Source organism: Dactylosporangium salmoneum (genome assembly GCF_039532525.1).
In the GTDB taxonomy this organism is placed as follows: Bacteria; Actinomycetota; Actinomycetes; order Mycobacteriales; family Micromonosporaceae; genus Dactylosporangium; species Dactylosporangium salmoneum.
The window spans coordinates 140185-158872 of the sequence record NZ_BAAARV010000019.1 but is presented as its reverse complement, the minus strand read 5'-3'; the positions used below and the strand labels follow the sequence as shown (position 1 = coordinate 158872).

Sequence of the window (18688 nt, the reverse complement as noted above, 5' to 3'; positions counted from 1 at the left end):
CACGCGCGCAGGCCCGGGGCCGGCGCGCTACTTGTACTGCGACAGCTGCCGCTTGAGGGTGTCCTGCGCGGCGGCGAGGATCTTCCCGGGGTCACCGCCGTTGCGGATGTCGGCGAACGCCTTGTTCACGATCGTCTCGAAGTCGATGTACCCGACCGACGAAGGCCGGCGGATCGCGTGCTCATCGGTGTCGGTGGTGAGCAGGGTGCCGTACTGCCCGGTCTGCTTGGAAGCGACGCCGTCGATGTAGTGGATGTACTTCGGGTACGCCTTCTGGTTGACCGGCGGGAGGTTGAACTTCGTCGACGTCGAGGTGGCGCCGTCGGCGGACAGGGACAGGTAGCGGGCGAGTTCCTGGGCTGCGGCCTGGTGTTCGCTGAAGTTGCTGACGGCGACCGCCCACGAGTCCGTCGGGGTGACGACCTTGCCACCGGCGGCGTACGGCAACGGGGCCATGCCCCACTTGTCGGCGAGGCCGCTCTTCTGCAGGTCGGTGATGCGGGCCGGGCCGGCGACGTAGAACGCCACCGATCCGTTCTTGAACAGGTCGGGCATCTGCGCGGACGCCACGCCGCGCGGGGAGAGGCCGGAGGAGTACAGGTCGGCGTACCACGTGCCGAAGGCGCGCCACTGCTCGGTGTCGATCGCCGGGGTGAGGTTGCGGTCGCCCTCCAGCCCGGCGCCACCGCCCATCGACATGATCACGGGCTGGAGCGCGTAGTACGCGTCGACCTGCTCGAAGGCGAAGCCGTACTGCGCCCCGGCGGACTTGGCCTTCGCGGCGGCGGTCAGCGTCTGGTCCCAGGTCCAGCGGCTGGCGTTGTCCGCTCCGGGCTCGGCGATGCCGGCCTGGGCCAGCAGGCTCTTGTTGTAGAAGAGGAAGTTGTCGCTGGTCCACAGTGGATAGCCGTACTGCTTGCCGTCCCAGGTGACCGAGGAGATGCCGCCGGCGGTCAGGGAGTCCTTCATGTCGGCCTGGTCGGCGGACACGTCCTTGAGGAAGCCCTTGGTGGCCAGGCTCGGCAGGCGGGGCGGGTCGACCGCGATGACGTCGATGGAGGTGTCCTTCGAGCCGAGTCGCGCCTGGGTCTGCGCGGCGATCTCGGTGAAGGGCAGGATCTGGATTTCGACCTTGATGTTCGGGTGTTCCTCGTGGAAGGCCGCCACCGCTTCGTCGAAGACGCCCTTGTGCGGCGCGACGAAGGTGATGGTGGCATCGGCGTTGGGGTCGTCGCTGGGGGAGGCGCCGCAGGCGCTCAACGCCAGTGCGGCAGCCGCCAGCGAGGCGCTGGCGATCAGGCCGACGCTTTTCGTCATGGTAAGGTCCTCTGTTGATGGTGGCCTCCAGGTGCCGCCCTTGTCTGCCAACTCAGTCGGCACCTGGTGGTTCTCTCTGATCTGGGTCGTGCAGCCGCAGGAGCGGCGACGGATGAGCTCGACATCGCACATGACGTGCCTCGACCTCTCCGTGGTCTGGGCGCGCGCCAGACTGACTGCCTGTCGTGCGATCTCGGCCAGCGGCTGACCAACGGTGGTCAGCGGCGGCACGCTGTACATGGACTGCTCGGTCCCGTCGAACGTGATGATGGCCAGGTCCCGCGGCACTTCGACGCCGGTGTCGGCCGCGGCGGCCAGGACGCCGAAGGCCTGCATCTCGTCGGTGACCAGCACCGCGTCGGCCGTGCCACGCGCGAACAACTTGATGGCGGCTTCATAGCCGCCCGCTCTGGAGAACGGCGCCTCGACGAACAGGCTCTCGTCGTTGGGCAGGCCCTGTGCCTTCAGGGCCTTGCGCCAGCCGCCGATCCGTTCGACCGAGGTGAACAGGTGTGACGGTCCGGCGATGATGGCGATCCGGCGGTGGCCGTGCGCGATGAGATGGTCGGTGGCCATGGCGGCGCCGTCGAAGTTGTCGACCACGACCGAGGCGATGCCGGAGAACCTGTCCCGCCGGTCGAGCGCGACCACGGGTATGCCGGCTCGGATCGCCTCCTGCACCGGGGCGTGGTGGCCCACCCCCACGTAGAGCAGGCCGTCGACCTGTCGCTCGACGAAGCTCGTGATCAGGCGGGCCTCCCGGACCGCACTCTCGGCCGAGTTGCCCACGAGGAGCACCCGCCCCTCCTGGAACACCTCGTCTTCGATCGCTTTGGCGAGGGCGGAGAAGAAGGAGTTGGAAACGTCCGGAACGACCAGGCCGAGCACTCCCGATCGCCCGCCGGCCAGCGCCTGCGCGATGGCGTTGGGCCGGTAGCCGGTCCGTTCGATGGCGTCGAGGACCCGTTGGCGGGTGGCCGGCGCGACCGAGCGGGGCCCGTTGTTGATGACGTAGCTGACGACGGCGGCCGAGGTCCGGGCCTCCCTGGCGACGTCCTGCCGGGTCACCCTGCGGGGGCCCGTCATCGCGACGCCGCTTCGCGCCGCAGCACGTCATCGACCTGCGAGCGGGTCGGGAAGGCCGAGGCGGCGCCGGTCCGGCCCACCGCGACGGAGGCCGCCGCCAACCCCCGCCGGGTCGCCTCCGCCAGCGTTTCCCCGTGCGCCAGGCCGGCGGCGAGGGTGCCGGTGAAGCAGTCGCCGGCGCCCGTGGTGTCGGTGACGATCGCGGGAAACGCGGCCTCGTGGCGTGCCCCCTGCCGGTCGGCGAGGACCACGCCGTCGGCGCCGAGCGTGATGACGACCGAGCGGACTCCGGCGGCAACGAGCCGTCGGGCTATCGGCAGGGCGTCCTCGATGCCGCCGATCGGTGCCGGGTCGCCGCCGAGCAGGCCGATCAGCTGGGTGGCTTCGTGCTCGTTCACGACGAGTGGGTCGGCCCGGCACAGGGTGTCCGGGTTGACCGGCAGGACCGGTGCGAGGTTCAGCACGAACCGGGCACCCGCCTTCTCCGCCGACTCCGCGGTCCAGTCGAGGACCGGGGCGGGGAGCTCGCCCTGGATCACGACGACCGCCGGTGGTGTCTCGCGGTCCCGGAGGTTCGCGTCGATCATGTCCTGGTCGATCCGGTCGACGGGCCCGGGTTCGACGATGATGAGGTTTTCGCCCCGCTCCTCGACCACCACGGTGGCCCGTCCGGTCGTCCGGCCCGCGACGGCGCCGACCTGTGCGACCGAGACGCCGTGCGCGAGCAGTGCGGACCGGACGATGCCGGCGCTGTCGTCGTCGCCGACGACGCCGAGCAGTTCGCAGGGCACTCCCATGCGGGCGATGGCGACCGCTTGGTTGGCCCCCTTGCCTCCGAGCCCGTCCAGGGCGCGCTGCGCGATGACGGTCTCGCCCGGTCGGGGTAGGTGGGACACCAGGAGCGACCGGTCGTGGTGAATCGAGCCGACGACCAGGGCGAATGGTGCTCTCCGCGCCGAATCGATCATTTGGCTCTCCTTCCGGCCCGGGTGAGGTTTCGCAATCTACGCGCGTTGAAACAGGGCGTCAACGGGTTCTGGAATCGATGTTTCCATCACGCGGTACGGCTACCCGGCGGTCGGGGGCGCCGGTCAGGCGAGCGCCACGACGTCGCGAGCGGCGGTGACCTCCGCGACGAGTTCGTGCCGCGGTGTCCGGAGGAACCCCTGCTCGATCATCTGGTCGAGCTGCCGGAGGAACGGGTCGAAGAAGTTTCGCGCGTTGAGCACCGCGCACCGTACGGTGCTGAACCCGAGGCGCCGCAGGTTCACGGCCTCGGCGAGTTCCTCGAGGGTGCCGGGGCCGCCGGGCAGGGCGACGACGACGTCCGCCAGTTCGAGGATCCGGGCCCGGCGGTCGGGGCGGCTCGCCGCGATCTCCACCCGGGTCAGCCCCGGATGGGGAGCCTCGTCTCCCTCGCGCCGCGGGGGCAGGATGCCGGTGACCGACGCGCCGCGAGTGAGTGCCGTTGCGGCGGCGAGCCCCATGATGCCGGCCGAGCCGCCGCCGTAGACGAAGTCGCAGCCGAGGTCGGCCAACCCGGCGATCAGCGACACCACGCCGTCGTGCAGGTCCTCGTTCCCGTTCGCTGAGCCGCCGTAGAAGCCGACACGCATGGTTCCTCCTCTGGTCGTCGCCGTGCTTGACATGCCGAGGGAATCGGCCAATACTCCCAAGCCTGATTTGGAAGTCATGTTTCCGTGAGACGGAAACGAGCAACAGGCTACCGACCGAGGGAGTTGGAGTGCAGCCAGTACCCCCGGAGCCCGTCGACCTGTCCGTGCGCATCCGGGACCTCACCTTGGCCAGCCCGGTGATGCCCGCATCGGGATGCTTCGGCCCCGAACTGGGCCGGATGCTCCCTATGCGGGAGATCGCCGCGGCCGTCACCAAGACGGTCTTCCTCCAGCAACGTGCCGGCAACCCGGCTCACCGGCTCACCGAGATCCCGGCCGGCGTCGTCAACAGCGTCGGGATTCCCAGCCGCGGCCCGCGCGGTTTCCTGGCCCACCAGTACCCCGCCTACCAGGCGCTCCCCGCTCCAACGATGGTCAGCATCGGCGGGCACTCGCCGGCGGAGTACGAGCAGATCGCGGCCCAACTCGGTGACGCCGGCGCCGGATACGAGATCAACGTCTCGTGCCCCAACCTCGACACCGACGGCCGCGACATCGGATCCGACCCGGCCACCCTGTTCGACACGGTGTCCAGGGTGCGGGCGATCACCGGCAAGCCGCTCATCGCGAAGTTGCCCGTGATGGTGGCGTCCATCGCCGAGTGCGCCCTGGCGGCCCAGGAGGCCGGCGCCGACGCGGTGTGCATCGCCAACTCCGTCCCGTCATTGCCGCTCGAACCGGGCAGCCTCAAACCGGCGCTCGGCAACTACGTCGGCGGCCTGACCGGCCCACACATCCGCCCCATCGTCCTGCGGCTGGTCTGGCTCGCGGCCAAGGCCGTCAACCTGCCGGTCATCGCCTGCGGCGGGATCAGCAGCGCCGACCACGCCCTGGAGTACTTCTCCGTCGGAGCGTCGGCCGTGCAGGTCGGCACCGCGAACTTCAGCCGTCCCTTCGCGATGGTCGACATCGTTCGCGGACTGCACTCCCGCTGCCAGGCGGCGGGTGTCCCCACGATCGCTGCCCTGCTCCACCGCGACGTCACGCCCGCCTAGCCAGCAGTACCCCTTCAGGAACGAGGTCACCCGATGCCCGAACTCGCCGGCCTTTCCGCCCTCACTGCCCCCCTGACCCGGTCCGACGGCGCCGAGCGGTGGCTCGACCTGGGCTTGGACCCCCAGCTGTCCAACCAACTCGGCGCCGCGATCGCCGCCATCCTCAGCACCCGCGGCGTGACCGTCGTGCTCAGCATGGAGGGGGAGGAGGAGGCGGTCCTGGCGCACGTGGTCGCGTCCGCGATGCGCGCCCGGCGCGTCACCGTCGTACAGGAACGCGGGCTCCTCTTCACCTCCGCCGAACTGCCGCCGGAGTCGACCGTGGCGCTCGTCGCCACCCAGCTCGCCAACTCCCGGCCCCTGCTGCCGGTGGCGACGATGATGCGGGACCGGGGGCACCGGTTCGACTGCGCGATCACCCTGGACCCGCCGCAGCTGCACACCGGTCTGTAGCCGGCCCACCACCGCAGGAGCATTCCATGCCCACCCATGCCACCTTCCGCACCCTGCAGGCCACCTGGCTGGAGAACGCGCTGCGGCAGTACGCCGCCCTGTCCGAGCCCGGTCCGGGTGTCTCCCGACTCGCCTACACCCGCCTCGAACGCCAGGCACACGAGCTCTTCGCCGCGCAGCTGGCCGATCTCGGGATTCCGTCCCACACCGACGCCGCCGGCAACACCATCGGCGAGCTGCCGCCCAATGCCGGGCCCCGGCCGGGCGCGATCGGCACCGGCTCGCACCTCGACAGCGTCCCGCACGGCGGCGCGTACGACGGCGTGGTCGGCGTTGTCGGCGCCCTGGCGGTGGCCGCCGCCGCCGGCGCCCACGACCGCCCCCGCCACCACCCGTGGCGGTTCGTCGCCTTCGCCGCCGAGGAAGGCGCCCGGTTCGGCCAGGCCTGTAACGGCAGCCGGATGGTCGCCGGCCTCACCGGCGCGCCAGATCTCCGCCAGCTGACGGACAGCACCGGCACCACGATGGCGGCCGCCATGGCCGAGTGCGGGCTCGCGCCGCACGATGTCGAGGCGGCCCGGTGGGACCCGCGGGACTGGAGCGCCTTCGTGGAGCTGCACATCGAGCAGGGCACCGTGCTGCAGGACCGCGGCGTGCCGATCGGGCTGGTCGACACCGTCTCCGGCTCGACCCGCCTCCGCGTGTCGCTGACCGGCGTGGCCTCCCACACCGGCGGCACGCCGATGGACGGCCGCCATGACGCACTCGCCACCGCCGCGGAATGCGTGCTCGGCTGTGAACGGCTGGCCCTGGCCGCGGCCGAGGTCAATACCCGGATCACCGTCGGCTCCCTGACTGTCGAGCCGGGCGCCATCACCATCATCCCCGGCCGGGTGGTCTTCACCGTCGACGTCCGCGAGACCGACCACGGCCGCCAGCGCACGGCGACGGACGCGGTCAGCCGGCACTGCCGGGCGGTCGCCGCCCGGCGCGGCGTCGACATCGAGATCGAGGAACTGGCCGACACCCCACCGGTGGGCCTCTCGAGCGAGGTGCGGTCGGCGGCCGGCGACGCGGCGGCGACCCTGGGACTCGCCACCGCCGTGATCCCCAGTGGCGCCAGCCACGACACCCAGCAGGTCAGCCGGCTCACGGCGGCCGGGATCGTGTTTGTGCCGAGCCGTGGCGGACTCTCGCATTCCCCGGACGAGTTCAGCACCGCCGAGCAGATTGCCGACGGCACCGCCGTGCTCCTGGAGACCATGTACCGGCTGGACGCCCGGCGATGACCGCCATGCCTCCGGCGACCCTGCTGGACGTGCTGCCCGCCCGCCACAGGCCAGAGCCGACGTGCGAGCCGGCGATCATCGTCAGCCACGCAAGACTGTCCCCGGCCATCTTCCGGCTGGTGCTGCACGCGCCCCACATCACCGCGAGCGCCCAGGCCGGGCAGTTCGTGATGCTCAGCGTCCCGGAGGTGGCGGGGCGGGTCATCCAACTGCCCCGGCCGATGGCCATTCACCGCCGCCACCGGGATGCCGGCGACATCGAGGTCATCTACAACGTCCAGGGTCCGGGCACTGATGCTCTGAGCCGGGCCCGGGAGGGCGGCACGCTGCTGGTCACCGGTCCGCTCGGCCGCGGCTTCGACATCCCCGGCACCGCCACGTCACTGCTGCTGATCGGCCGGGGGATCGGGATCTGCTCCTTCATGACCCTCGTCGAGGACGCCGCCGGCGCCGCCATCGCCAGCACGGCGGTGTTGAGCGCCCGGACCGGCGACCGGGTCATCGGGCGGTCCGACTGCGACCAGCTGGGCGCGAAGGCCATACCCGTGACGGACAGTGACGGTTCGAGCTCGGTCGAGGCGGTCGACCGGACGCTCACCGGGGAGTTCGCCGGCCGGCCGCCGGGGCTGATCGTGGTGTGCGGCTCCCAACGCCTGACCGAACTCGCCATGGACCTGTCGGCACGGTGGCAGGTGCCGCTGCAGGTTTCGCTGGAGGCGCACATGGCCTGCGGCCTCGGCTACTGCCACGGCTGTGCGATCCCGTACACCGGCGACTCGTTCCGGGAGGGTCCGCTGGTCTGCCATGACGGGCCGGTCTTCGCGGTCCGGAGTACCCATGCCGCGGTTTGACGCCGTCCGGATCGCCCCGGACGGGCCACTCGTCAACGTCACCATCGCCGCGGGCGAGATCCGCTCGATCGAGCCCGCGGGCACCGAGCCGCCGGAAACCGTACGGATGCTCCTGCCCGCCCTCGTCGACCTGCACACGCACCTGCGGGACCCCGGCCACACCGAGGCCGAGGATCTGGTTTCGGGAACGGCGGCCGCGGCGGCGGGCGGCTACTCGGACGTGTTCGCCATGGCCAACACCTCGCCACCCACCGACCGGGTGGCACGGGTCGCCGATCTGCTGCGCCGCGCGCCGCATCGGACCACCCGCATCCACCCGGTCTCCGCGGTGACGATCGACCTCGACGGCCGCCGCCTCGTCGACGTGCCGGCGCTCGCCGCCGCCGGGGTCCGGATCTTCTCCGATGACGGCCGTTGCGTGACCGACCCGGTATTCGTCCGCGCGATGCTGGAAGCCTCCAGGGATCTCGGCGTGGTCCTCGCGCAGCACGCGCAGGACCCGGCGACGGTGGGGCCCGGCGTCATCAACGCGCGGGTGGCGAGCCGGGCCGGCGCGGCACCGTGGCCCCCGGCCGGCGAGGAACGCATCATCGACCGGGACCTCGCGATCGCCGCCGACACGGGCGGCCATCTCCACATCTGTCATGTGTCCACCGCGAGATCGGTCGAGCTGATCCGGCAGGCGAAGCGGTCAGGAATCTCGGTCACCTGTGAGGTCACCCCGCACCACCTGGTCCTCGACGACGAGGTGGCGCTGCGCGCGGGCGCCGCGCTGAAGGTCAATCCGCCGCTGCGGTCGGCCGACGACACCACGGCGCTGCGCGACGCGCTCATCGACGGGACCATCGACATCGTGGCCACCGACCACGCGCCGCACCCGGCCGCGACGAAGGCCCGGGGCTGGGCCGGCTCCGCCTTCGGGCTGACCGGGCTGGAGACGGCACTCGCCGTCGTCGCGGAGGTACTGCGCTCGCCGCAGTCCGACGAGGTCGACTGGGAGCGGCTCGTCGAGGTCCTCTCGCTCGTGCCGGCCCGCATCGGCGGCATCGGACACCACGCGGGCCGGCCGGTGCGGGTGGGCGAGCCGGCGAACCTGTGCCTGGTCGAGACCGGGACGCGGGCCCCGATCAGGATCGATGGACACCGCAGCCGGTCCCGGAACAGTCCGTTCGACGGCTGGGCCGCCCGGGAACGCGTGGTCTGCACCGTTGTCGACGGCCGGGTCGTGCGGCCTTCATGACCAGCACGGCTCAGACGCCTGACTCGTCCAGCCGGCGCAGGCCGCGGGCCACGAGCACCGGTACCGCGTCGCCGACGTTGTCGTAGCCGGCGGTGACCGTCTTCCCGCCGAGGTACCGTGCGTGCACGCCCTCCAGGATCACCGCGAGCTTCATCGCGGCGAGCGCCATGTGGAACGGCAGCGTCGTCAGATCGCGCCCGGTCCGGCGGGCGTACCGCTCGGCCAGCTCGTGGGTCCGCGGGAAGCCCTCGTGCGCCGTCACGCCCGCGGCCACCGGGATCCGGCCGCGTTCGTCGTCGCCTGGGTCATGCCAGTAGGACAGCGCCACACCGAGGTCGGCGAGCGGATCGCCCAGGGTGCACAGTTCCCAGTCCAGCACGGCGGTGATCCGCGCCGATCCGGTCAGGTCGACGACCGTGTTGTCGAGCCGGTAGTCACCGTGCACCAGCGCCGAACCGGCCTGCGCCGGCAGCCGCTCGGCGAGCCGGGCCAGCAGGCGGTCCATGTCCGGCAGGTCCCGGGTCCGCGACTTCTCCCATTGCCCGCCCCAGCGCCGCAGCTGGCGTGCCGCGTACCCGTCCGGCCGCCCGTAGTCGGCCAGCCCCACCGCCGCCGGTTCGATCGCGTGCAGGTCGGCGAGCGTGGTGATCAGCCGGTCGGCCAGCTCGGACCGCAGCGCAGGGGACAGCTCCGCGGTGTCCGCGGCGGTGCGCAGCACCCGCCCCCGCGCCTCGGTCATGACGTAGAACGGGCAGCCGAGGACCTCCTCGTCGGTGCACAGCGCCAGCGTCCGCGGCACCGGCACGGCCGTGCCGCCCAGCGCGGTGAGGACGCGGTGCTCGCGGCGCATGTCGTGCGCGCTCGGCAGCACCTCGCCCAGCGGTGGCCGGCGCAGGATCACCGCCTCGCCGCCGGTGGGCACGATCCGGTACGTGATGTTCGACAGCCCGCCGGAGATGAGCTCGGCGTCCCAGCCGCCGGTGAAGCGCTCCGGCAGGTGGTCGCGCAGCCACGGCCCGATCCTGTCGGACGGCAGTCCTGGAAGCTCAGGCATCGGCGGCCACCCGGTTCCCGGCGCGCCGCACGACCCGGCGGGCGATGGACATCCGGTGCACCTCGGAGGCGCCGTCGTAGATGCGGAACGCGCGGATGTCGGCGTAGATGCGCCCGATGACGAGCTCGTCCGACGTGCCCATCCCGCCGGCCAGCTGCACCGCGCGGTCGACCACCCGGCACGTCGCCTCGCTGATGAAGACCTTGGCCCGCGACGACTCCTCGGTGCCGCGGGCGCCCTCGGCGACCTGCCAGCACGCGTGCCACAACAGGGCCCGCGCCGCGGCGAGGTCGATCTCGTTATCGGCGATCAGCTGCTGTGCCATCCCGTGACTCGCCAGCGGGGCGCCGAACAGCTCCCGGCCGAGTGCCCGGTCCAGGGCGATCCCGTGCGCCCGGCGGGCGGCGCCGAGCCAGCGCATGCAGTGGGTCAGCCGGGCCGGGGCGAGGCGGACCTGGGCGTACCGGAAACCCTGTCCCGGCTCGCCGAGCACCGCTTCGTCCGCAACGAACGCGTCCTCGAACGTCACCCGGCAATGGCCGCCGGGCATGGTGGCGTCCAGGGTCCGCGCGTGGGCGCCCACCGTCATGCCCGGGTTGTCCGCGTCGACGAGGAACATGCTCGCGCCTTCGCGATCGTCGTGCCGGGCCATGACGATGGCGAAGGCCGCGCCGTCCGCGCCGGTGATCAGGTGCTTGTCACCGGTGATGCGCCAGCCGCCGGGCGCGCGGGTGGCGGTGGTGCGCAGCGCGGCCGGATCCGAGCCCGCGCCCGGCGGCGGCTCGGTCATCGCGAAGCACGACCGGACGTCGCCGGCGGCCAGCGGCCGCAGGTACGCGTCCCGCTGCTCGCCGGTGGCCACCGCGTCGAGCAGGTGGATGTTGCCCTCGTCGGGTGCCGAGCAGTTCAGCGCCAGCGGGCCGAGCAGGCTGGTGCCGGCCTCCTCGAGCAGCACCGCGGCTTCGTCGAAGCGGAACCCGCCGCCGCCCAGCCCGATGCTCACCTGCGGCGCCCACACGCCGGCCTTGCGCGCGGCCCGCTGCAACTCGGCGCGCAGCGCGTCGGTGACCCCGCCGGCGAACGCGTCCTGCTCGCGGGGGATCACCTCGTCGCGGACGAACGCGGCGATCCGGTCCCGCCACTCGGCGGTCCGCTCGCTCAGCGAGAAGTCGAAGCTCATGGCCCCTCCCGTCTCAGGCCCGCCACAGCTGCGGCCCGGGCCTGGTCATCACGATGTTGGGAACGACCGCGGTGCGCGACAGGCGGCACACGCCGGCCACCAGCTCGGCGACGTCCTCGGCCCGGATCATCGCGGCCGGGTCGAGGCGGTCGTGCATCCAGGCCGTCATGTCGGTTTCCACGTACCCGGGCGAGACCGCCGTCGCGGTCACCCCCTGAGCGCCCTCGCTCACCGTGATCGACTCGCAGAGCGAGATCAGGGCGGCCTTGCTGGCACTGTAGGCGGCCAGCCCCGGCTCCGCCGTGACACCGGTGATCGACGCGATCGCCACCACCCTGGCGCCATGCTCCGACCGGGCCGCGGCGGTACGCAGGGCCGGCAGGAGCCGTTGCACGAGCAGGAACGCGGATCGCACGTTGACCGCGAACTGCCGGTCCCAGCGCCGGACGGGATAGTCGTCCAGTGAGCCCACGGACCCGGTCCCCGCGCACAGCGCGAGGACATCCAGCGCGTCGTACCGGCTCAGGTGCTCGCCGGCGACGGCCTCGGCCTGTGCCTCGTCACTCACGTCCGCCGGCACCGCGGTCACCTCGGCGCCAAGGGCCCGCAGCTGCGCCGCCGCCTCGTGCAGCGGCTCGGGCCGCCGGGCGGCCAGGGTGAGCGCGAAGCCCTCGGCGGCGAGCCGGCGCGCCACCGCGAGCCCGATCCCGCGCGAGGCCCCCGTCACCAGCGCCGTCCGCTTGCTAACCATCATTAGCGCAGTTTAGGTATGCTGGTACGATCGATGTCAAGGAACAGTGACAAGAAGGCTAACGATGATTAGCGAGCCAGGCCTGGAGGTGGCCGAGATCCGCCGTGCCGCTCTGCGCCTCTTCGCCGAGCGCGGCTACCGCGCCACCACCATGGCCGACGTCGGCGCCGCGGTCGGCGTCCGCGGGCCGAGTCTCTACCGGCACGTGAAGTCCAAACAGGACCTTCTGGTCGCCGTCATGATCGAGACCATGGAGGCGCTGCTGGACGCGCAGCGCGCCGCCGTCGGCGCCGGAGGTGATCCGGTCCTGCGGCTACGCCGGATGGTCGAGGCCCACGTCCGCTACCACGCCGGCCACCGTGACCAGGCCTTCGTCGGAAACCGCGAGATCGGCAACCTGGACCCGCCGGCCCGCGACCGGATCCTGGCCATGCGGGCGACGTACGAGCGCACCCTGCGCGGCGTGATCGAGGAGGGGCGTAGCGCGGGCGTCTTCGCTGTCGAGCACCCGCGGCTGGCGTCGTACTCGATCCTCGACATGGGCATCGGTGTGGCGGCATGGTTCCGCCCGGACGGCCCGCACAGCGCGGAGCAGATCGCCTACACGTACGCGGACCAGGCCGTCCGCATGCTCTCGCCGGTGCCGTCGGAACCATGATCCCGGGTGAGATGCCGGACCGTCCTGCGGGAGACAGCGGTACATCGAGGCTATCTTCCGCGAGCACAACACCATCGTGGACATCAGCCTGCCGGCGCTCGTCCGCCCGTACGCCCCGACGCGATCTGAGCTTCCACCCGCTCCAGCTCGGGGTCACGCAGACCGACCGTGTCAGTGGCCCAGAACGCCTCGGGATAGATCAGCCGGCCGACCATCCACGGCTGGTACGACGAAAGCAGCGCCACCTGGAACCCCGGGTCCGGGATGCGCGTCGAGGGCCGGTCGAACCCAAGGGCGGAGGCGGAGCTGAACCCGCGGCGTCCGTAGTAGTTCGGGCTGCCCTCGAGGAAAACGGCTGGCGCGCCACGATCTCCGGCGGTCTGCAGCGCCGCCGCGACCAACGCGGTGCCGACGCCGTGGCGCTGGAGGTCGGGACGTACCGACAGCGGGGAGAGCACCACCACCTCGACCAGCTCGCGTCGAGCGTCCACCCAGCCGCGTGCGAGACCAACGTGCCCGACCAGCTCATCGTCGACAACAGCGACCAAACTCGCCCGAGCTGCTCCGCTGGTCTGCAGAGCTCGCATCATCTGCACAACGCGCCCGTCCCGTGGCTCGCCGAATGCCGCCGAGACGACCTCCTCGGCAGCCAGCTCTTCGGCCGGCAGCACATTACGGATCTCCATGGCGCGACCTTAGTGTCAGTGGTCGGCCGGCGCACCGCAGTTCTCCAACGCCGCCGCCAGCATCCGCCGCGCACCCTCCGGCACGATCTCGTCGATCGGCGACCCGCTCGACGCCGCCACAGCGGCAGCCCCTGCCGACCCGAGCATTGCTCCCGAGCGCCCCGGGCGAGGATCGCAACCGGCCCTGCTGGTTCAGAACAGGGGCGTGAACACGGCCCGGTAGCCCTCGCCGTTGGGCTTGGTGCACTCCAGCACCCAGTACTCGCCGGGTCGCACGACGCCGCCGATGTGGCTGTCGACGCGCCCGCCGGAGTTGGCCTCGCCGACACACTGCGTGGGCGGGTGCTGTGGCCCGACGAACATGCGCACGCGGCTCGTCGCCCCGCCGACGTAGTACACGCTCACGTACCCGTAGCCATCCGCGCGGTACACCTGGTTGAACCCGGGCGTGAACCGCGGAGCCCCGGCATTTGCCGTGAACCACGCAAGGCGCCGCTCCAGCTCGGCGACCTGCGCCTCCAGCTGCGCCACTCGATCTTCGCTTTCCGGCATCGCGTAACAGTAGACCGCCGCCTTCGCGCCCGACCGGCCACCCGGCCCGGCGGATGCGGGACGCGCTGCCCTAGACCCGGTCCCGATCAGGTTCCTCGATGGCTTTCAGGGGGAGGTGGCAGGCCCGGGCGATCATCTGGGCCATCGCCTGCATGCCGTTGGGCAATGCCGTGCCGTTGATGTGTACGTGGTGCTGCCGGCTGGACCTGGCCTCGAAGAAGCTGCCGGGATGCACCACCACGCCGTACCGGCTGAGCCGGGTGCAGACCGAGTGCTCGTCTGGTACCGGTAGCCAGATGTGCGGTCCCTCGGTGGGGGTGAGCACGAATCCGGCGTCCATCAGGGCCGCGCTGAACTCGGCGTGCCGGCGCCGGCATTCCGCGATGAACTGGTCCGTGCGCCGGACGGCGTCGGCGTCGGTCAGCTGGTACGCGAGCGCGAGCTGGAGGATGCGGCTGACCCAGCGGGACGAGTAGGTCAGCCGCATCCACATCAGGTCGATGTACTCGGCGGCGCCGCCGCTCACGGCGACGCGCAGGTCGGCTCCGAAGAAGAAGTTGTAGCCCTGCATGTGGACCACCCGGTCGGGCAGGTGGGCGGTGAGGGACCGCTGCGGCGAGCGCATCAGCGGGGTCTGTGACACCTCGATGATGGGGAATGCCTCGTCGCGCAGGAGCGCGGCAGCGGCCTCGATCCAGGCATCGTTGACCGAGCGGCCGGACGGGACGTTGCCGTTCGGCTGGTAGATCATCGCGCTCGGCTTGCTGATCAGCGCGAGTCGCAGCTGCTCCAGGTCCGGGCCGTCGTGACCGTAGTCGACGGGAATGGCGGACGCGCCGATCGACTCCAGGATGTCCAGCACTCGGGCCTGGCTGGGCGACTCGATGATGACCCGGTCGCCGGGGCGGGCGATCGAGGTCAGCGCCAGTTCGAGGGCGTCGATGATGCCATGGGTGGCGAGGAACCGGTCGACCGGGAAGGGCCAGTGCGGCTGGACGGCGGCGATGAGCTCCGGGGTGGCCGGCGCGGCGAACGCGTTGTGGAGCGCGCTGTTGCTGATCGCGTATGCGAGCGCGGGTGCCAGGTCCGGCGGTGGCAGCTGCCCGGCCAGCAGGTTCCCCAGATCGATGGGCATCGTGGACGAGGTGCGGACCATGCTGTCGAAGCGGCGGGCCCGGGGCGGCTGCGGCGGCCCGAGCACCACGGTGCCGCCGCGGCGGCGGGTCTCGATGACGGACCGGGCGGACAGTGAGCTCCACGCCTGCGCGATGGCGGACTTGCTCATGCCGAGCTCCATCGCGAGGTCCCGGACTGTCGGCAACTGGGACTGAGCCGGCAAATCACCCGAACCGACCAGATCGAGGATCGCGCGGGACAGCGCATTGCTGGTCCGCAGCGTCAGACGCGACTGGATGAGCCGCATGCACTGCTGGCTGTCCAGCGGCTCGGTCGCAGTCACGTTCTTCGTCCTCCGGCTTCGCGGCACCTGGCCGACGGTGCATGACTGTAGTGCCTGGGCCGGTCAACCATGGTCCCAATTATGTCCATGGACATAATAATATTGACCCGGACATAACCCGAGCTTAATTTCCTAGACGTTGGCCTCGGCCTTTACCGGCCGGCCGCGACGACCAGCCACCCTGGCGCTCCAGCCGAGCCACATCCCTCCCATGAACCAGAGGACGTGCCTGACGTGAAATCCACTCGCCAGTTCGTGGCCGTGGCCGCGCTCGCCGCCGTGGTCGTCTCCGGCTGCTCGAAGATCAGCAACGATGTGAGTACCGACGCCTCGTCGATCGCGGTCGCCGACGGTGGGAAGCTGACCCTCGCGGCCAGCAGCCCGATGGTGGACTGGAACCCGCTGTCCGCCGCCGGAGACACGACCGGCCAGCGCCAGCAGCAGTGGCCCTTCTATCCGCACCCGTTCCTGACCAACCCGGACACCACCGTGGTGCCGAACAAGGCGCTGCTGGAGTCCGCCGAGGTGGTCAGCACCAGCCCGATGAAGGTCGAGTACAAGCTCCAGCAGAAAGCGGTCTGGTCGGACGGTACCCCGATCACCGGCAAGGACTTCGAGTACACCCAGGCGGTGCAGGACCCGAAGAAGTGCGCGGCCTGCAAGGCCGCGTTCACCGAGGGCTACTCGAAGATCACGAGCATCGAGACGAGCGGCGACGGCAAGACGGTCACGATGACCTACGCCGAGCCGTTCGCCGCCTGGCAGACGCTGTTCAACTACATCCTGCCGGCGCACGTCGCCGAGTCGTACGGCGACCTCGCGACCTCCTTCAACACCGGCTTCACCAAGAACCCCCCGAAGGTGTCCGGTGGCCCGTACGTCCTGAAGGACTACCAGGACGGCGTGTCCATGACGATGGTCAAGAACCCCAAGTGGTACGGGGAGCCCGCGCACCTGGACACCATCACCACCCGGTACATCTCCAGCCAGGGCGCGCAGATCACCGCGTTGCAGAACGGCGAGGTCGACTTCGTCTACCAGAACCCGACCCTGGACACGGTCAACCAGGTGAAGGCCATGAACGGCATGAAGGTCCTGCTCGGCTCCACCCTGACCTATTACCACCTGGGCATGAAGACGACCGGTGACGTGATGGCCGATCCGGCGCTGCGCCGGGCCATCGCCACCGCGGTCAACCTGGACGACATGCGCAAGCGCACCGTCGGCCAGTACGCGCCGGACCTGGTCACGATGAAGAGCAGCGCGTACGTGCCGGGGCAGAAGGTCGGCGACGTCCCCGCGTACCACGACAACACCGACGAGCTCAACATCGGCAAGGGCGACACCAAGGCCGCCCTGGAGATCCTGCAGAACGCCGGCTACAAGGTGACCGACGGCAAGCTGATCCTGCCGGACGGCAAGCCGCTGCGGGACCTGAAGCTGCTCACCCTGTCCACCGACGTGCTGCGCATGGAACTGGCCCAGATCGCCCAGTCGCAGCTCAAGCAGCTCGGCATCACCATCGTCATCGACCCGGCCGACAGCGCCCGGTACTCGCCGGCGCTGCGCCAGGGCAGCTTCGACCTGATGGCCACCGGTACCGCCCTGGACCTGGGTGCGTTGTCGTTGCAGCAGTGGTACGGCACCGGGGCCGCCCGCTCCTTCGGGTACTCGTCCGCGGAGGCGGACAAGCTGTTCGCCGAGGCGGCCGCCGAACTGGACCCGGCCAAGCAGGTCGCGCTGATGAACCAGATCGACAAGGTGCTGCTGGCCGACGGCGTGGTGATGCCCCTGTTCGCCAGCCCGCAGATGGCCGTCTACCGGGACAAGTACACCAACATCTTCATCAACCCCAGTAAGTACGGCACCACGATGAACGTCGAGCAGTGGGGCCTGCGCAAGTGACTGCTACCTCGGGGAGGGAACGCATGACCATCGACTTCGTGGTGGCCACGCCGCACGATGCGGTCGAGTTCAACGACGTCTACCGCAACACCACGGCCAGCGCCGGGTACATCGCCTGCAACAACATCTACAACCGGGTCGTGTTGAACGAGTGGTTCGACATCACGCCGTACCCGGACCTGGCCACCCACTGGGAGCAGCTGGACGGATCGCGCCGGTGGCGGTTCCACCTCAACCAGGCGGCCCGCTGGCAGGACGGCACCCCGTTGACCGCGCACGATGTGGTGTACACGCACCTGCACGCGATGGAGATGGGCTACACCGGCGGGCGGTTCCTCAAAGACGTGGAAACGATCGTCGCGGTCAACGACCACACGGTCGACTACATCCTGCACACGCCGAACGCCGGCTTCCTGGTCCTGCTGGGCAACTTCATCTTCACCCACATCCTGCCCAGGCACCTGTTCGAGGGCACCGACTGGGCGACGAACCCGCACACGCTCAAGCCGGTAGGTTCCGGCCCGTTCCGGCTGGCGGAGTGGATTCCGGGCGAGCACATCGTCATGGAGGCCGTCAAGAACCACTGGGGTGCCCAGCCGGAGATCGACCGGCTGATCCTGAGGATCGTCCCGGACCGGGACGAGTGCGTCCGGATGGTGGCCCGGGGCGAGGCGCACTTCTTCCCGCAGGACACGCTCACCAAGGACCGGTTGTACCTGCTGGACGGCGCGACCGCCGACGTCGAACTGATGACGGACGAGGGCCCCGGCATGGCGCTGCTGGACTTCAACCATCGCCGGGACCTGTTCGCCGACAAACGGGTCCGCGACGCGGTCGCGCACGCCGTCAACCGTGACGAGATCGCGCAGCTCGGTGACCCGGGCGTCTCCCAGGCGTGGGACCACTACCTGTTGGGCTCGGTCGGCTGGGCGTTCAACCCGGACGCGAAGGCGCCCGGCCACGACGCCGCCCAGGCGCGGGCCCTGCTCGACGAGGCGGGCGTCGCCGCGGGCCCCGACGGGGTACGGGCCAGGCTGTCGCTGTACTACATGGACAGCTTCTACGGCCACAAGCCGCTGGCCGCCATGATCGCGCGTCAGCTCGGCGAGATCGGCTTCGAGGTCAGCGTCGAGGGACTGTCCTCTGTGGACTGGGCGGCCCGGATCGGCAGGGAGCACGACTTCGACCTGATGATCGTGGGCGGCTCGATGGCGCCGGACCCGGAGATCACCGCACCGAAGTACTCCACAGGCGGGCAGGGCAACCTGGCCGGGCACCACAACCCGGACGTGGACGCCGCCTACCTCGCCGCCCGTACCGCCGGCACGCTCGCTGAGCGGGGTGCGCACTACAAGCGGCTGCAGGAGATCTGGGCCCGGGACACCGAATGGGTGCCGCTGTTCTGGTACGGCACCTACTTCGCTCGGAGCAAGGACTTCTTCGGCTGGGCTGACCAGCTGGGTTACTCGGTGCCGTGGTGGCACTGGGGCCGGATCCGTCCAGTGTAGGGAGAGGGTCATCCCAATGCAGACCTTC

17 protein-coding genes are annotated in these 18688 nt (G+C 70.7%); 8 read left to right on the top strand and 9 right to left on the bottom strand.

What is annotated here, in order from left to right; all coding sequences use genetic code 11:
• Window positions 1-27: 27 nt before the first annotated feature.
• From ABD352_RS11125 to ABD352_RS11115, 3 genes are all read right to left on the bottom strand, one after another.
• Window positions 28-2403 carry an extracellular solute-binding protein gene (locus tag ABD352_RS11125; RefSeq protein WP_344612200.1) on the bottom strand — a complete coding sequence of 792 codons (2376 nt, stop codon included), beginning with the start codon at window positions 2401-2403 and terminating at the stop codon, window positions 28-30.
• Complete coding sequence (locus ABD352_RS11120; protein WP_344612199.1) at window positions 2400-3371, bottom strand: ribokinase; 972 nt, start codon at window positions 3369-3371, stop codon at window positions 2400-2402. Before ABD352_RS11120 ends, ABD352_RS11125 begins: the two co-directional genes overlap by 4 nt.
• A gap of 123 nt (window positions 3372-3494) precedes the next feature.
• On the bottom strand, window positions 3495-4019 hold the full coding sequence (locus ABD352_RS11115; RefSeq protein ID WP_344612198.1) for an LOG family protein: 525 nt from the start codon (window positions 4017-4019) through the stop codon (window positions 3495-3497).
• A 128-nt stretch (window positions 4020-4147) separates the two neighbouring features.
• Between ABD352_RS11115 and ABD352_RS11110 the strand changes: the two genes are divergently transcribed.
• From ABD352_RS11110 to ABD352_RS11090, 5 genes are read left to right on the top strand one after another with little or no spacing between them, the layout of a single operon-like run.
• Complete coding sequence (locus ABD352_RS11110) at window positions 4148-5074, top strand: nitronate monooxygenase (RefSeq protein WP_344612197.1); 927 nt, start codon at window positions 4148-4150, stop codon at window positions 5072-5074.
• A 33-nt stretch (window positions 5075-5107) separates the two neighbouring features.
• Window positions 5108-5527 carry a Fe(II)-2OG oxygenase family protein gene (locus ABD352_RS11105; RefSeq protein WP_344612196.1) on the top strand — a complete coding sequence of 140 codons (420 nt, stop codon included), beginning with the start codon at window positions 5108-5110 and terminating at the stop codon, window positions 5525-5527.
• Window positions 5528-5553: 26 nt separating this feature from the next.
• Window positions 5554-6816: a Zn-dependent hydrolase gene (locus ABD352_RS11100; RefSeq protein WP_344612195.1), complete on the top strand. Its 1263-nt coding sequence runs from the start codon at window positions 5554-5556 to the stop codon at window positions 6814-6816.
• A complete protein-coding gene (locus tag ABD352_RS11095; protein ID WP_344612194.1) occupies window positions 6813-7667 on the top strand; it encodes an iron-sulfur cluster-binding protein in 855 nt (284 codons plus the stop codon). Before ABD352_RS11100 ends, ABD352_RS11095 begins: the two co-directional genes overlap by 4 nt.
• Window positions 7654-8907, top strand: coding sequence for a dihydroorotase (locus ABD352_RS11090; RefSeq protein ID WP_344612193.1), 1254 nt, complete (start codon window positions 7654-7656; stop codon window positions 8905-8907). The genes ABD352_RS11095 and ABD352_RS11090 overlap by 14 nt, the downstream gene beginning before the upstream one ends.
• A gap of 10 nt (window positions 8908-8917) precedes the next feature.
• Here ABD352_RS11090 and ABD352_RS11085 read toward each other — a convergent pair whose 3' ends face one another.
• The 3 genes from ABD352_RS11085 to ABD352_RS11075 are packed head-to-tail and all read right to left on the bottom strand — an operon-like array spanning window position 8918 to window position 11895.
• A complete protein-coding gene (locus ABD352_RS11085) occupies window positions 8918-9961 on the bottom strand; it encodes a phosphotransferase family protein (protein WP_344612192.1) in 1044 nt (347 codons plus the stop codon).
• Window positions 9954-11141 carry an acyl-CoA dehydrogenase family protein gene (locus ABD352_RS11080; RefSeq protein WP_344612191.1) on the bottom strand — a complete coding sequence of 396 codons (1188 nt, stop codon included), beginning with the start codon at window positions 11139-11141 and terminating at the stop codon, window positions 9954-9956. Before ABD352_RS11080 ends, ABD352_RS11085 begins: the two co-directional genes overlap by 8 nt.
• 13 nt (window positions 11142-11154) lie before the next feature.
• Window positions 11155-11895 (bottom strand): SDR family NAD(P)-dependent oxidoreductase, encoded by a 741-nt coding sequence (locus ABD352_RS11075; RefSeq protein ID WP_344612190.1) that lies wholly within the window; start codon window positions 11893-11895, stop codon window positions 11155-11157.
• Window positions 11896-11956: 61 nt separating this feature from the next.
• Here ABD352_RS11075 and ABD352_RS11070 point away from each other — a divergent pair, with 61 nt between their 5' ends.
• Window positions 11957-12550, top strand: a complete 594-nt coding sequence (locus ABD352_RS11070) for a TetR/AcrR family transcriptional regulator (RefSeq protein ID WP_344612189.1) — start codon at window positions 11957-11959, stop codon at window positions 12548-12550.
• Between the two features lie 83 nt (window positions 12551-12633).
• On the opposite strand, the gene ABD352_RS11065 is transcribed toward ABD352_RS11070, so the two are convergent.
• The 3 genes from ABD352_RS11065 to ABD352_RS11055 form a co-directional block, all read right to left on the bottom strand.
• The gene (locus ABD352_RS11065) at window positions 12634-13236 is read right to left on the bottom strand and encodes a GNAT family N-acetyltransferase (RefSeq protein WP_344612188.1); all 603 of its coding nucleotides are present in this window, start codon (window positions 13234-13236) and stop codon (window positions 12634-12636) included.
• A gap of 192 nt (window positions 13237-13428) precedes the next feature.
• The gene (locus ABD352_RS11060; RefSeq protein WP_344612187.1) at window positions 13429-13788 is read right to left on the bottom strand and encodes a hypothetical protein; all 360 of its coding nucleotides are present in this window, start codon (window positions 13786-13788) and stop codon (window positions 13429-13431) included.
• Between the two features lie 70 nt (window positions 13789-13858).
• Window positions 13859-15247: an aminotransferase class I/II-fold pyridoxal phosphate-dependent enzyme gene (locus ABD352_RS11055; RefSeq protein WP_344612186.1), complete on the bottom strand. Its 1389-nt coding sequence runs from the start codon at window positions 15245-15247 to the stop codon at window positions 13859-13861.
• A 234-nt stretch (window positions 15248-15481) separates the two neighbouring features.
• Here ABD352_RS11055 and ABD352_RS11050 point away from each other — a divergent pair, with 234 nt between their 5' ends.
• Together ABD352_RS11050 and ABD352_RS11045 are read left to right on the top strand one after the other, a co-directional pair.
• On the top strand, window positions 15482-17152 hold the full coding sequence (locus tag ABD352_RS11050; RefSeq protein ID WP_344612185.1) for an ABC transporter family substrate-binding protein: 1671 nt from the start codon (window positions 15482-15484) through the stop codon (window positions 17150-17152).
• 23 nt (window positions 17153-17175) lie between these two features.
• Window positions 17176-18660 carry an ABC transporter substrate-binding protein gene (locus ABD352_RS11045; RefSeq protein ID WP_344612184.1) on the top strand — a complete coding sequence of 495 codons (1485 nt, stop codon included), beginning with the start codon at window positions 17176-17178 and terminating at the stop codon, window positions 18658-18660.
• The last annotated feature ends 28 nt before the right edge of the window (window positions 18661-18688 follow it).